This is a genomic window from Ornithinimicrobium murale (assembly GCF_003352835.1).
GTDB classification, from domain to species: domain Bacteria; phylum Actinomycetota; class Actinomycetes; order Actinomycetales; family Dermatophilaceae; genus Ornithinicoccus; species Ornithinicoccus muralis.
Genome location: NZ_QLVD01000023.1, coordinates 378,633 through 392,964 on the forward strand (window position 1 = coordinate 378,633; position 14,332 = coordinate 392,964).

Consider the following 14,332-nt stretch of genomic DNA (forward strand, 5'->3'; position numbering starts at 1 on the left):
CGCACATACGAGGCGTCCACCACGCCCATCCGGTCGTACTTGTTCGTCTCCTTCACGTAAAAGTAGTTGATGACATTCCCCGGCAAGTCTTGTACCCGGTCAAGGTTCCACCGCCATGCCTGCGTGCACCACGCGTTCTCCAACACCGACGCATAACAAGGGTCCCCCACATCGTCACCAAAGACCGGGACCGTCCACGTCGAGTTCGTCGCCCGCCGCGACTGACCCTCCGTGTCCACAAACCCCCGACCCAGCGTGTAGACCGTCCCAGCAGTATCAAAGACCTTCCAGAACTCACCCTCATGATCCCCGTTCAACGCGGCCGACCCCGACTCGTGACGCTCCACCCGCTACCCCGCATCATCGACCATCCGATACACCACAACACCAGACGGGGCCCCCGACGTCGCAGCCGTGTCCTTCACCAGATCCGAAGCCCGACCATTCAAAACCAACCGGTAAAAGTCACCCTCCCAACACAGATCCTGCGACGAACTCATCCACGTCACCCGACCACACGAGGCATACCGGGCCTCCACATACGCCTCGTTCAACCCCCACCCCGTGCCCACGCCCGACGGCTGCGAGTTGTCCCCCGACGTCATCCCGTCCACCGATCCCGACGAATACCCCAACACCAGATCCGGCACCCCACCCACCACCGCCTCAGCCACCGGCAACGGGTACTCCCACTCAAACGACCCCGACCCCAACGACACATCCCACCCGCCAGCAACCGTCAACGGTGTCGCTGCATACGACCCCGCCGCCCCCGAAGACCCCGCAAACACCACAAACACCCCGGCCGGCTCCTGCCCAACAGCCCCGTCTTCCTGGACAGGGTCGGGCGCAGGCTCCTCCACCGTCTCCTCCGACCCCGGCACCTCCCTCTGCTCCGCCTGGCCCTGCAGCGGCTGCTCGCTCGCCTCGGCCTCGGCCTCGGCAACATCCTGGCCCTGCTCTGCCCCCTCCCCTACCAGACTCTCAGTCCCCGCACCATCCAGGTACCGGTCACCTCCCGCAGCATCGTCCAGCGGCACGACCGCACTCAACGTCCCGGCACCAGCGTCGTACACCGCGTCAACCGGCTCGATCGCGCCACGGCACTGATCAGCAACCACGCCGTCTCGCTCATCTCCCGAGCCCAACACACGCGCCGCACCCGGTGACACCTCACGAGTCTCCACCGCCGCAGCGACCACACACCCTGGCACCCGACCCACCTGCAACCGGTAACCGAAATCCCCACCGTAAGCAGCATCTAACCCTGAGACGTCCACCACCACGCCCACGCCGGCCACACCAGGCGCCTCAACGTCCGCCTCCTCCGCGCCCTCCGCGCCCGCCGCACCCAGTTCCTCATCACTCGCAGCCGACAGGACAAACCCCGCACCCACCCCACCCAGGGCCTCGACATCCGCGTGGCCCAGCACATCCACCTGCACAGCACCCGGAGCCACCAGCTCGCCGGACCCAGATGCCCGCCCCTCCAAGTCGTCGTCCTCGATCCCCCCAGCGAAACCAGCCTGCTTGAAGTCCCCATCAGGAGCAGTGACCGCAACCACCGTCTCTCCGACCGCCACCAGATCATCGGGGCTTCCGGGAACCACAACCTGGCTTGAACCACCCTCGGGCCACACGAACTCGTCGGGCTCGTACGTCGCCGGGTCCCACACCTCCACCGGTGCCACTGGGGTGACAAGGTCTCCCTCAATCACCGGGGCAGGCTCGACGGCCAGCTCACCAACCTCGGGTGACTCGACAGCCTCATCGGCACCCACCGGCATCGCTACCCACGAACCCGAGAGCAGCCCCGCAGCAACCAGGCCAACCACCACACGTACCCGACGAGCCCCCACAGGACCACCCCAAGCAGTCATTCCCCAGCGCCATCGCCGAAGACCTGGCCGAAACCTACTGGGCAGCGCCTGCCATCCGTCAATAGCCGAGATCAAAACGTGACAAACGCACACTTGATGCGCACCGCACCCGAGGAACTCACCCAGAGCCGCTCACCGGCGTGTGGTCGCCAAGGGGTTCGACACGAGCCGCCTGCACTTCACGCTGTTCCTCATCGCGCAGCCATGCGCCCTGTTCGTCACCTTCATGTTCTGGCAGCTCATCAACGAGTACTCACTGGTCATCTACCCGTTGGTGATCGCCGCGCCCTTCTGCCTGTTCGAAGCCCCAGACCCCCAGGGGCATGGACCTGTGGCAGTACCGCACCATCTGAGACCGGCAGACCTCCAACACCGGCAAGTTCCTACTCTGCGACAGGCCAATCACACCGGGGAAGCCTCACGGTGGAACGGTCATCTGGCTCGGCCCCGGGCAACCTGCTCGGGCCATCCTCGACCGACACAGCTAGCCCCCCACGGACAGAGAGTGAACCGTGGGGGTCTAGTCGGGATTCCGGCGAGGGGCTGTTGCGGGAAAGTGGTGTCCCCTCGCCGGTGGCGGCGGCCGGGTGGCCACCAGGTCTGGGTCAGCGCCCGAGCACGTCCTGGAGCTGGTGCTCGGTCTTGCTGGACACGGCCAGGTGGCCGCCGATGATGGTCACCGAACTGGCATCACTCAGGGCCGTTGCCGTTGCCTGAGTGAGGTGTCCGGGGTGGGTCAGCAGCAAAGGGTCGCCCAGCTGCCCGGCGGAGAGCATCAGCAAAATCGGCTCCGGTTGCGACCACAACGTTGCCGGTCAGGTCGCCATACTCGGCAGCCAACTCGGCCGCCGTCTCATAGCGGTCAGCACCTGCCACGCGGGTCACGGCCGCCCCGGGAGCAGCCGCACGGACCTCCGCAGTGATTCCGCCCGCCACCGCGTTCCTACCGCCGACGATGACAACCTCGTCCGGCTTGAGAGCAGACAGAGCAGCACTGGTCGCAAGTGCAGGTCAGACCAGGTACCTCTCGGAACCCGGTCTGACCTGCACTTTTGTGGAGCCGCCTGCCGGAATCGAACCGGCGACCTATTCATTACGAGTGAATCGCTCTAGCCGACTGAGCTAAGGCGGCACGCACCCGCAGAAAAGGGTGCCCAGGGAGGATAACCGATCGCCCGACCGGGGAACGAATCAGCAGGACAGCCCGTCCTCGGGGACAGTCCCCTCGAGCAGGTAGGCGTTCACCGCGTCGTCGACACAGTCGTTGGAACGGCCATACGCCGTGTGCCCGTCACCGTCGTAGCTGATGAGGACACCGGAGGACAGGGTGTCGGCCAGGGACACCGCCCACTCGTACGGCGTCGCCGGGTCCCGGGTCGTCCCGATCACCACGATCGGAGCGGCACCCTCGGCATCGTAGTCCTCGAGCACGGTCTGTGCCTCCACGGGCCAGTAGGCGCACGCACCCTCGCCCGCGAGGTAGCGGCCGAACGTCGGCGCCACCTCCTCGAACTCGGCGAGCACCTGCTCGCGATCAAGATCGGGCTCGGCGGCCCGGTCCAGACAGTTCACGGCCGTGATGGCCTGCATGCTGTTGCCGTCGTAGACACCGTCCGAGGAGCGGCCGGCGTAGATGTTGGCCAGGAACATCAGCGTGGAAGGATCCCCGTCCTGGGCGGAGCGCAGGGCCTGGGTCAGGATCGGCCAGGCCCCCTCGTCATACATGGCCACGATGATGCCGAGGACTCCCCAGCCCTCGGTGAGCTCACCGGCGGCGTCGCCCTCCAGCGGGAGTGGGTTGGCATCGAGCTCATCGAGGAAGGCTGTGATGCCCGCCATGCCGGAGTCGACGTCGTCGCCCAGGGGGCAGTCGCCACCCTCGATGCAGCTCTGCACGTAGGCGCGGGTGGCCTGTTCGAACCCGGCCGCCTGCCCGAGGCCCATGTCCTTGCCGCTCATCGTCGGGTCGACCGCACCGTCGAGCACGAAGCGCCCCACACCGGCGGGGAACAGCTCCGCGTAGGTGGCTCCGATGAAGGTGCCGTAGGAGGCCCCGAGGTAGTCCAGCTGACTCTCGCCCAAGGCCGCGCGCAGCACGTCCATGTCGCGTGCCACCTCCACCGTGGAGACGTGCCCCAGCAGCTCGCCGGCGTTCCTCTCGCAGGCCGCGGCGAAACTCTTGACCAGCTCGACAGAGTCGGCCTCCTCGGCCGAGTCGTCCGGCGTCGGGTCCGCCCCGAGGTAGTCGTCCATCTGCGCGTCGTCGAAACACTCGATCGGCGCCGAGCGGGCCACGCCCCGGGGGTCGAAACCCACGATGTCGAACTGCTCCCGGACACTCTCGGACACCACCATGCCCGCCTGGGTGGCATAGTCCACGCCGGAGCCACCCGGGCCGCCCGGGTTGACCACCAACGACCCCTGCTTGCTGCCACTCGCAGAGACCCGCAGCAGCGCGAGCTCGATAGTGTCCCCCTCCGGCTCTGCGTAGTTGATGGGCACGGTCAGGGTGGCGCACTCCCCACCGTCACAGGACTCCCAGGCCAGCTCCTGGGCGTAGAACTCCTCCAGACCCTCGGGAACCTCCGGCCCGGGGGCCTCGCCGCCGGTGTCCACACCGTCGTCGTCACCCGACGTCGGTGCGTCGTCGGCCGAACCCTGCGCGCCCTCCGTGCCGGTCGTCCCGTCGTCCGAGCCAGCGCGCGGACCGTCGACCTTCTCGGTGCCCGGTGCGCCCGTGCACCCGCTCGCCAGGAGCCCCAGCACCGCCACACCCACGGCGAGCCGCCCCCACCGTCCCCGCACGCCGGCCCTGGTTGTCATGCGCATCCTTGATCCCTCTCCTGAGTGTCCTGGTCCACCCGCCTCGGTCATCTGCCCTGGCCCGCCCTCGGGAGGATCAGCGCGACCATCATCGCCTCCAGCACGAGCAACGGCGAACCATTGGCGATCAGTCGCTGCCGGGCCAGCCCGATGGCATCGAGCGCCTCGAGCAGCTGGACCGGCGTAAAGGCCCTGGCCAGCTCGCGCAGGGAGTCGATCTCGGTGGAGTTGATGGCCCCGATGTCGGCCCCGGTGCCGAGCACGAGCGCGTCGCGGTAGACCGAGGTCAGGTCCGTCAGTGCCGCATCGATCGTGTCGTGCTGCTGCCGGCGGGCCAGCCGCTTCTGCCGCTCGTCGAACTCCTTCAGGTGGGAGCGTATGGCCGGCGGCTGGGTGCGCGCTGAGGGGTCGGCCCCCAGCTGCCGCAGCAGCACGGCCCGCTCCTCCTCCGCCTCCTGGCCCGCGGTGCCTGCCGACCCCTCGGCCGCCGAGCTCTGCAGGTCCTCCGCGGCAGCGAGCGCCGCCCCGAGGCCGGTGAGGCTCAACGGGATCGAGGTCACCCGGCGTCGCCGGGAGCGCGCCTGCTCATCGAGCGCCAGGCGCCGGGCGATGCCCACGTGGGACTGAGCCGCGCGGGCGGCGTAGTGCGCCATCGCCGCGTCGACCCCGTCTCGCTGTTGGAGCAGCCGGGCGACGTCGTCGACCGGCGGGGTGCGCAGGCGCAGGTGCCGGCACCGGGACCGGATGGTCACCAGCAGGTCCTCCAACGACGGGGCGCAGAGCATCCACAGGGTGCGGGGCGGCGGCTCCTCCAGTGACTTCAGCAGCGCGTCCGCGGCCTGGTCGTTGAGGCGGTCGGCATCCTCGATGATGATCACCCGCCACCGCCCGACCGTGGGACGGGAGCCGGCCGCCAGCGCGAGCTCGCGAGCCCGCCCCACCCGGATGAAGGTCTCGGAGGTGGCCTCCACGATCAGGTCGGCGTGGCTCCCCGCCAGGACGGTGCGGCAGGCCTGGCACTCGCCACACCCGGGCGCCCCGCTGCCCTCACACTGCAAGGCCGCGGCGAAGGCCCGGGCCGCCTTGGACCGCCCGGACCCGGGCGGCCCGGTGAACAGCCAGGCGTGGGTCATCGCCTCGGGATGGGCGGCAGCGTGCACCAGCTGCTCCGCCAGCGGGGCCTGCCCGACCAGCTCGTCGAAGACGCTCACCACGACTCCCCCGCCACCGGGGAGGTGGACCCGTCGCGGGAGTCCTCCGACGAGGAGTCGGTGCCCACCGGGACCAGAGCGCTCAGGTCGGGGCGGCGGGCGGCCAGCTCACGGCATACGGCCGTATGCAGTGTGGTCGGGTCTGCGGCCGCGTCCAGCACGAGATAGCGAGACGGATCCTGCTCGGCGAGGGCGAGGTAGCCGTCCCGGACCGCTTCGTGGAAGGCGTCCTCCTCGCGCTCCAGGCGGTCGTGGACGCCCGCGCGGCGGGCACGGCCCTGCTCGGCGGTGACATCCAGCAGCACCGTCAGGTCGGGTTGCAGACCCTCCGTGGCCCAGACGGAGAGTCCGCGCACGTCGTCATGGCTCAGGTCCCGCGCCACACCCTGGTAGGCGATTGAGGAGTCCATGTAACGGTCGGTGAGCACCACCGCGCCGCGCTCCAGGGCCGGTCGGATCAGGGTGGCGACATGGTGGGCCCGGTCGGCAGCGAAGAGCAGGGCCTCGGCCCGGGGAGCGACGTGATCACCGTGGAGGAGCACCTCGCGGATCGCGGCGCCCAGCGGCGTGCCGCCGGGCTCGCGGGTCAGGAGCACCTCGCGGCCGAACGCCTGGAGGGCTGCGCCGAGCAACCGGGACTGCGTCGACTTGCCGGCGCCGTCGCCACCCTCGAACGCGACGAACACACCGGGCTGCGCAGCGGTCGTGGGAGGCGAGGTCGGCGGCACACCCAGAGCCTAGGTGACATCCCTGACAGACGTGCCTCCGTCCCCACAGGGCAGGCCTGGGGACCGGGTCGGGGCGGTCGCGCCCTGGCCTCAGATCAGCCCTCCAGGCCGCTGAGAGTCCCCTCCCCCTTCAGCGTGTCGAAGATCAGCGCGGTCTCCGCGTGCAGCACGCCGGGGCGGTTGGTGAGGTGGTCCAGGACGAAGTCGCGCAGCGCATCGGCCGACTCACAGGCCACATGCACGAAGTAGTCGGTGGCCCCGCTGACGTGGAAGGCGCCGATCACACCTGGCAACTTGGGCACCTCCTCGCGGAACTCCTCGAAGTGGGTGCGCCGGTGACCCCCGAAGCGCACCGCGATCATGGCCTGCACCGGCCGCCCCACCATGGCGGGGTCGATGTCGGCGTGGATGCCGCGGATCACACCCCGTTCCCGGAGGAGGCGCACGCGGACCAGGCAGGTGGACTCGGCCACCCCGACCTCACGCGCCAGGGTCGCGTTGGGGGTGCGCCCGTCCTGCTCGAGGAGGGCGACGAGTTGCTGGTCGACGCGGTCCAGGACCGGGCCGGTCTCGGGCTGAATCTTCTTCGCCATGCGCCAAGCCTAGAGCGCAACGGGATACAGAATCAACACCGTCGAGGCTGATCAGCCGCAGGAGATGAGGGAACGTGACAATTCTGCCGCAGATCGCCCACAATGAGAGGCGTGAGCACGTTGAGTTGCGCTCACGGCACGCGACGCCGAGAGGCGTCTCGACGCAGCACGCGGGCAGGGACGCCCGCCGGACAGAGAGGGAGAGCATGTCGTTCGACACCGAGGCCGTGCACGCCGCGCGCGAGGACCTAGCGGGGCTGGGGGTGCACGTCCCGCCGATCGACCTGTCCACCACCTACCCCGTGGCAGACGTCGAGGCCGGCGGGGCCGCCTACGAGTCCCTGGCCTCGGGCGGGACCCCGCGCCCCGGAGAGAGCCTGGTCTATCAGCGACTGTGGAACCCCACCGTGGGGCGCTTCGAGGAGGCGCTGGCCCGCCTGGAGGGCACCGACCAGGCGGTCGCCTTCGCCTCAGGCATGGCGGCCCTCTCGGCGACGCTGCTGGCGACGGTCGCGGCCGGCAGGCCGCACGTGGTGGCGGTGCGACCGCTCTATGGCGGCTCCGACCACGTCCTGGCCACCGGTCTGCTGGGCACGCGCGTCACCTGGGCCGAGCCCGACGGCATCGCCGCAGCGATCGAGCCCGACACCGGCCTGGTCATCGTCGAGACCCCGGCCAACCCCACCCTCGACCTGGTCGACCTGTCCGCGGTGGCGGCACAGGCCGGCGATGTCCCCGTGGTCGTCGACAACACCTTCGCCACCCCGGTGCTGCAGCGACCGGTCGAACACGGCGCGACGATCGTTCTGCACTCGGCCACCAAGTTCCTCGGCGGCCACGGCGACATCATGGCGGGTGTGGTGGCCACGTCCACTGAGTGGGCCACCCGGATCCGCGGGGTCCGGGCCCTCACCGGAGGGCTCCTGCACCCGATGGCGGCCTACCAGCTGCACCGCGGGCTGCAGACGCTGCCGACCCGCGTGCGCGCCCAGCAGGACAACGCCCAGGTCGTTGCGCAGTGGCTCAACCGGCAGGACGCGGTCTCCCGCGTCTTCCACCCGAGCATCCCAGGATGCGACCCGCAGGGACTGGTCGGCCGGCAGATGAACGGGTGCGGTGCGGTGCTCGCCTTCGAGGTGGCCTCCTTCGACGTCGCGGTCGCCGTCGCCCAGTCGTGTCGACTGGTCACGCACGCCGTGTCGCTGGGCGGCGTGGACAGCCTGATCCAGCACCCCGCCTCTCTCACGCACCGGCCGGTGGCACCAGAGGCCCGCCCCGCGGCCTCCGTGCTGCGCCTGTCCGTCGGACTGGAGGACCCGGGCGATGTCGTCACCGACCTCTGCCGCGCGCTGGAGCTCGCGAGCGCGCCGGCCGGGAGCGGCTCGGTGGACCAGGGCCGGGAGCGCCACGGGTCGCTCGAGGTGCTCTCGCACCGGTGACCCACGGGTGCGTGGCGATCCCTGCCGGGAGGCCATACATCCAGGTCAGGGCACTGTCAGTGGTCGCATCTATGTTCGAGACATGGATCGACAGACGAGTGCGACAGACCAGCAGGCGTATGCCGCTGGCGCACCTGTGTCGACCGCCTCCCCGGGCGCCGGGCCGGGTCGGGTGCGTTATGCACCGGTGATCGGAAAGGGCCCCCTGCCGCAGGGCCCTGCCGACGGCGCGGGTCCGTTGGTGCCCGAGCCTGCTGCTGGCGTCCCGGGAGCCTTTCCGCAGGCGCCGTCACCGCTCTCGTCCCTCGCCGATGGGGCGTCGGGCGACACCACGGACCTCGCCGTCCCCGGACCGACGACAGTCGGCTTCACCGACTCCGGTCATGCCGTCCCCGAGTTCCTGGCCGGGGCGGCGCAGCTGACGCAGCTGCTTGTCGCCGAGTTCCCACACGCGAGCCTGCCCGAGCAGAGCCTGGGCGAGACCGTCGGCGCTGCGCAGGCTCTCGTGCAGGCCGCCCAGTCGCTGTTGACCCGCGCGACGCACGAGGCCATGAGCCGCGGGCTGCCCGCCCAGTCCGGGCACTCCGTGCCGGACTGGATCACGACGTGGGCGCCGATGATCGACCGTCCGGAGGCGCTGGCTACCGCCCGCGTCGCCGGGACCATGGACGATGACCTGTTGGGCACGCTGGGCGCCAAGATCACCGACGGCACGACCCGGGTGGCCCGCGTCAACATCGTGGCGCGGTTCGCCCGCGAGATGGCGCCGATCGCCGACGCCGAGTCACTCAAGGCCATCATGACGACGCTGACCGACCACGTCGAGTCCCTCGGCACCCGGTCGTTGAGCACGGCTGTGAAGCGCGCCAAGGCGGTGCTGAAGCCGGCACCGGATGACGACGAGGCCGAGGCCAAGCAGGCCGGCAAGCGGCTCCTGCGGCGGACCGGGACGACTGCCGGTCTGGCCGAGTGGCAGCTCCTCCTCGACGAGGAGGCCGAGGCCATCCTGCAGGCCGCCCTGGACCCGCTGACCAAGCCCCGCCCTGCCGCCGACCAGCACGGCCTGCAACGCACCGACACGCGCACGGCCTCCCAGCGACGCGGGGACGCCCTGGTCGAGATCCTGACTCGCGCCGCCGCGACCGATGCCTCGGATGCCCCGACCTGCGGCGCCGGCCGCATCCAGGTCACGGCCGACCTGGAGGCCCTCAAGGGCGAGGTGCCTGGCGGTGGCACCGACGAGCATGGTCACCGATTGTCGCCCGGAGCGATCCGCCGGTTGGCCTGCGACGCCGACCTGTATCCGGTCGTGCTCGGCGGGCCGTCCGAGCCCCTCGACGTCGGTCGCGTCAAGCGCCTGTTCACCCCGGCCCAACGCCGAGCGGTCTATCTGCGAGATCGGCACTGCAGCTTCCCAGGCTGCACCGTGCCGCCCGCCTGGTGCCAGATCCACCACGTGCTCCACTGGGTCTTCGGCGGCAAGACCGACCTGCTCAACGCGGCCGCGCTCTGCCAGCGACACCACACGGTGGTGCACCGCTACGGCTACACCGCCACCGTCACCGAGACCGAGGTCATCTGGCACATCCCGCGGCCGTTCACGGCTACCGGCTTCGGTTGACCACCGTGCCCCGCACCCCGCCAGAGCCGGCGGGGTGCATAGGCATGTTCGCCGGCGCTCGACACGGCTGACGGCACGGGGCAGTCGGCCGATCGTCGACACGTGGCAGCCGCTAGGGGCCAGGTGGCAGTCGATAGGGACCGTCACGTGGCAGCCGCTAGGGGCCGTCAGGGTGGCAGTCGACCGTGGCCCTCAGCTGGACTTCTTGGCCGTGCTCTTCTTGGCCGGGGCCTTCTTGGCGGTCTTCTTGGCGGTCTTCTTGGCCGTCGTCTTCCGGGCGGTCCGCTTGCGCGTCGTCGGACCCTTGGCGCGCTTGTCCGCGAGCAGCTCGAAGCCTCGCTCGGGCGTCACCGTCGCCGGGTCGTCATCCTTGCGAAGGGTCGCGTTGGTCTCGCCATCGGTGACGTAGGGACCGAAGCGGCCCTCCTTGACCACCACCGGCTTGCCGCTCACGGGGTCGTTGCCGAGTTCCTTGAGCGGTGGGGCGGCAGCCGCACGGCCACGCTGCTTGGGCTGGGCATAGATCGCCAGCGCCTCCTCCAGCGTGATGTCGAACAGCTGTGCCTCGGTCGCGAGCGAGCGCGAGTCGGTGCCCTTCTTCAGGTAGGGACCGTACCGCCCGTTCTGTGCGGTGATCTCCTCCCCGCTCTCCGGGTCGGCCCCGACGGTTCGCGGCAGGCTCAGCAGCCGCAGGGCGGTCTCCAGGTCGATCGAGGCCAGGTCCATGTCCTTGAACAGGCTGGCCGTGCGCGGCTTGACCTTCGCGGCCTTCTTCGTGGGCTTCTTGGCCGCCTTCTTGGCCGGGGCCGCCGGCGCCGGCGAGCCACCCTCTGGGGCTGCAGCGGCCGCAGCCGGGGGCTCCGGGTCCTCGGGGAGGACCTCGGTGACATAGGGCCCGTAGCGGCCGGCCTTGGCGACGATGTCCCGCCCGGTCGCCGGGTCCTGGCCGAGCACACGCCCGTCGTCGGCCGCCGCCTCGAGCAGCTCACGGCCCTTCTCCGGGGTCATCTCGTCGGGGGCGACCTCATCGGAAATCGTCGCGCGGCGCGGCTTCTCCTCCTGGGTGCTGGTGTCCTCGACATAGGGCCCGTAGCGCCCGACCCGCACGACGATGCCGTCGCCGATGTCGATGGTGGACACGCCGCGGGCATCGATGTCACCCAGGTCAGCCACCAGATCCTGCAGCCCCTCGGCGTTGTTGGCCTGGTCACCGAAGTAGAACCGCTTCAGCCAGGCGACGCGCTGCTCGTTGCCACCTGCGATGCGGTCCAGGTCCTCCTCCATCGAGGCGGTGAAGTCATAGTCGACCAATCGGGAGAAGTGCTCCTCCAGAAGTCGGGTCACGGCAAAGGCCAGCCAGGTGGGGATCAGCGCCGTGCCGCGGGTGCGGACATACCCACGGTCCTGGATGGTCCCGACGGTTGCGGCGTAGGTGGAGGGTCGGCCGATCCCCTTCTCCTCCAGCGCCTTCACCAGGGTGGCCTCGGTGTAGCGGGCCGGCGGCGAGGTCTGGTGGCCCTGGGCCTCGGTGTCGATGACATCCAGCGCCACCCCTTGGGTGAGCTTCGGCAGCCGCCGCTCCTGCTCCTCGGACGGACGGCCGTGGCGCTCCTCGTCGCGCCCCTCCTCATAGGCGGCGAGGAAGCCGCGGAAGGTGATCACCGTGCCGGACGCGCTGAAGTCGGCCGTCTTCGCAGCGTGCCCCGCGGGGAGGGTCGCCTGCAGCCTCACCGAGGCGGTGGAGCCCTTGGCGTCGGCCATCTGCGAGGCGACGGTCCGCTTCCAGATCAGCTCATACAGGGCGAACTCCTGCCCCCGCAGCTCCCCCGCCACCTGGGCCGGCGTGCGGAAGGAGTCACCGGCGGGGCGGATCGCCTCGTGGGCCTCCTGGGCGTTCTTGCTCTTCTTGCCATAGCGGCGCGGCGCGTCCGGGACGAACTCCGAGCCATACAGGTCCCGGGCCTGCGACCGGGCCGCGCTGATGGCGGACTCGGACAGGGTGGTCGAGTCGGTCCGCATGTAGGTGATGTAGCCGTTCTCATACAGCCGCTGAGCGGTCCGCATCGCCGACTGGGCGTTGAGACGCAGCTTGCGGCTCGCCTCCTGCTGCAGCGTCGAGGTGGTGAACGGGGCGGACGGCCGGCGCGTGTAGGGCTTCTCAGTGACCTCCCGGACGACCACGTCGGCCTCACGGGTGCCCTCGGCGATGTTCGTCGCGCGTGCGGCGTCCAGGTGGGCCAGGCCAGAGGTCTTCAGCTGACCGCGGTCATCGAAGTCCCGTCCGGTCGCGACCCGGTCCCCGTCGACCCCGGTGAGGCGGGCCAGGAAGATCTGGCCACTGTTGGTCTCGGGGGCGAACTGGCCCTCCACGTCCCAGTAGGACGCGGCGCGGAAGGCCATCCGCTCCCGCTCCCGCTCGACAACCATGCGGGTCGCTACGGACTGCACGCGCCCGGCGGACAGGCCCTGCCGGACCTTGCGCCAGAGCACCGGGCTCACCTCGTAGCCGTACAGCCGGTCCAGGACGCGGCGCGTCTCCTGGGCGTCGACGAGGTCGAGGTCGAGGTCGCGGGTGTCGTTGACCGCCCGCTGGATCGCCTCGCGGGTGATCTCGTGGAAGACCATGCGCTTGACCGGCACCTTGGGCTTGAGGACCTCCAGAAGGTGCCAGGCGATCGCCTCACCCTCGCGGTCCTCATCCGTTGCCAGATACAGCTCGTCGGCATCCTTCAGGGCGCGCTTGAGCTCGGCGACCTTCTTCTTCTTGTCCGCGTCCACGACGTAGTAGGGCTCGAAGTCCTCGTCGATGTTGATCGCGAACTTGCCGTAGGGGCCCTTCTTCATCTCGACCGGCAACTCACTGGGGTTGGGCAGGTCGCGGATGTGGCCGACGCTCGCGTCGACCTGGAAGTCGGATCCGAGGAACTCGCCGATCTTCTTCGCCTTGGCGGGCGACTCGACGATAACCAGTTTGTGACTCACGGGGACACCTCTCAGACGTCTTCCCCCGCACGTGCCGCGGATTCGTCGCGACGTCGACGTCGGGGGGACGGCGCTCACGCTAACTCATCGTTCCGAGGCTGAGCACTCAGGTTGTCGCGGGGGCGCGCTCAGACGGGCCGACCGGCTGGCGCATCGGGTGCATCGAGCAGCTGGCTGACGGTGTGCTCGGCGATGGCCGTGAACTCCGGGCTGTCGTCGGAGAGCACCAGGGAGTTGACGGCATAGAGCAGCGCCCACCCGCGAGCCCGCCGCCACAGCGCCTCGTCGAGACCGGCTCGCTGGGAGTAGCGCACCACGAACTCGGCCCGGCCCTCCCACGTGAAGGTCTGCCAGGCGGTGGCCAGGTCCGAGGCGGGATCACCGGCGGTGAGGTCGCCGAAGTCGATGACGGCAGCGAGCGCACCACGGCGCACCACGATGTTCAACGGATGGGGGTCGCCGTGCACCCAGACCGGCACCCCGGCATACACCGGGGCCCGCAGGGCCTGCTCCCACACCGCCAGCAGCTCGTCTGCCCGTGGGTGCGCGGCCCGGGCGAGCCGCTCCCGCACGACGGCATCACGGACGGCCAGCGGCACACCGCGCACGGGGTTGGCCGGTGCGTCCGGCGGCGCTGGTTGGTGCAGGCCGGCCAGGAACTGCGCCAGCCGACCCGCCCAGCGGCCGCGGCCACCGACCGGGCTGTGCACGGCCGGGCGCCCCTCGATCCACCGGGTGATCGACCAGGACCACGGGAAGTATGCCGAGGGCTGGCCGTGCCGCACCGGCACCGGCACGGGCAGGTCAACCAGGCGGGCGATCTCGGGGAGCCACCGGTGCTCGTGCGCGACCAGCTCCGCGGACGCGGACCGGCGCGGGAGACGCACCACGAAGTGCTGGCCGAGCCGGAACAGGGCGTTGTCCCAGCCCTCTCCCAGGGGGCTCAGCGGCCGGTCCGCGAGGTCCGGGTGCTGCTCGGCCAGCAGGTGCCGCACCACCTCCAGGGTGATGTCGACCTCGGCGGCGGGGCTGGGTGTCACGGGGCGTCAGGCTAC

General features: G+C 70.2%; 10 protein-coding genes, 1 tRNA gene and 1 pseudogene. 2 read left to right on the top strand and 10 right to left on the bottom strand.

Annotated features, from left to right (window positions below; translation table 11 throughout):
- Positions 1-350: 350 nt before the first annotated feature.
- The 8 genes and pseudogenes from DPQ65_RS11095 to DPQ65_RS11125 all read right to left on the bottom strand — a co-directional run bounded on the left by DPQ65_RS11095 (position 351) and on the right by DPQ65_RS11125 (position 7,235).
- The gene (locus DPQ65_RS11095; RefSeq protein WP_162802167.1) at positions 351-1,835 is read right to left on the bottom strand and encodes a hypothetical protein; all 1,485 of its coding nucleotides are present in this window, start codon (positions 1,833-1,835) and stop codon (positions 351-353) included.
- A gap of 650 nt (positions 1,836-2,485) precedes the next feature.
- A complete protein-coding gene (locus DPQ65_RS16155; protein WP_238146796.1) occupies positions 2,486-2,656 on the bottom strand; it encodes a cell wall-binding repeat-containing protein in 171 nt (56 codons plus the stop codon).
- 19 nt (positions 2,657-2,675) lie between these two features.
- Positions 2,676-2,816 (bottom strand): annotated as a pseudogene (locus DPQ65_RS16520) (cell wall-binding repeat-containing protein); the annotation flags it as partial.
- A gap of 119 nt (positions 2,817-2,935) precedes the next feature.
- Positions 2,936-3,012: transfer RNA gene (locus DPQ65_RS11105), tRNA-Thr, on the bottom strand.
- Positions 3,013-3,071: 59 nt separating this feature from the next.
- The gene (locus DPQ65_RS11110) at positions 3,072-4,703 is read right to left on the bottom strand and encodes an alpha/beta hydrolase (RefSeq protein WP_114907515.1); all 1,632 of its coding nucleotides are present in this window, start codon (positions 4,701-4,703) and stop codon (positions 3,072-3,074) included.
- A gap of 47 nt (positions 4,704-4,750) precedes the next feature.
- Positions 4,751-5,914 (bottom strand): DNA polymerase III subunit delta', encoded by a 1,164-nt coding sequence (locus tag DPQ65_RS11115; RefSeq protein WP_114907380.1) that lies wholly within the window; start codon positions 5,912-5,914, stop codon positions 4,751-4,753.
- A complete protein-coding gene (tmk, locus tag DPQ65_RS11120; RefSeq protein WP_114907381.1) occupies positions 5,911-6,642 on the bottom strand; it encodes a dTMP kinase in 732 nt (243 codons plus the stop codon). Before tmk ends, DPQ65_RS11115 begins: the two co-directional genes overlap by 4 nt.
- 95 nt (positions 6,643-6,737) lie before the next feature.
- A complete protein-coding gene (locus DPQ65_RS11125; RefSeq protein ID WP_114907382.1) occupies positions 6,738-7,235 on the bottom strand; it encodes an Lrp/AsnC family transcriptional regulator in 498 nt (165 codons plus the stop codon).
- 206 nt (positions 7,236-7,441) lie between these two features.
- Here DPQ65_RS11125 and DPQ65_RS11130 point away from each other — a divergent pair, with 206 nt between their 5' ends.
- Together DPQ65_RS11130 and DPQ65_RS11135 are read left to right on the top strand one after the other, a co-directional pair.
- On the top strand, positions 7,442-8,674 hold the full coding sequence (locus tag DPQ65_RS11130) for a trans-sulfuration enzyme family protein (protein ID WP_114907383.1): 1,233 nt from the start codon (positions 7,442-7,444) through the stop codon (positions 8,672-8,674).
- Positions 8,675-8,756: 82 nt separating this feature from the next.
- Positions 8,757-10,295, top strand: a complete 1,539-nt coding sequence (locus DPQ65_RS11135) for an HNH endonuclease signature motif containing protein (protein WP_162802169.1) — start codon at positions 8,757-8,759, stop codon at positions 10,293-10,295.
- A 192-nt stretch (positions 10,296-10,487) separates the two neighbouring features.
- Here DPQ65_RS11135 and topA read toward each other — a convergent pair whose 3' ends face one another.
- Together topA and DPQ65_RS11145 are read right to left on the bottom strand one after the other, a co-directional pair.
- Positions 10,488-13,277: a type I DNA topoisomerase gene (topA, locus tag DPQ65_RS11140; RefSeq protein ID WP_114907385.1), complete on the bottom strand. Its 2,790-nt coding sequence runs from the start codon at positions 13,275-13,277 to the stop codon at positions 10,488-10,490.
- 128 nt (positions 13,278-13,405) lie between these two features.
- Positions 13,406-14,317, bottom strand: coding sequence for an aminoglycoside phosphotransferase family protein (locus DPQ65_RS11145; RefSeq protein WP_114907386.1), 912 nt, complete (start codon positions 14,315-14,317; stop codon positions 13,406-13,408).
- Between the last annotated feature and the right edge of the window lie 15 nt (positions 14,318-14,332).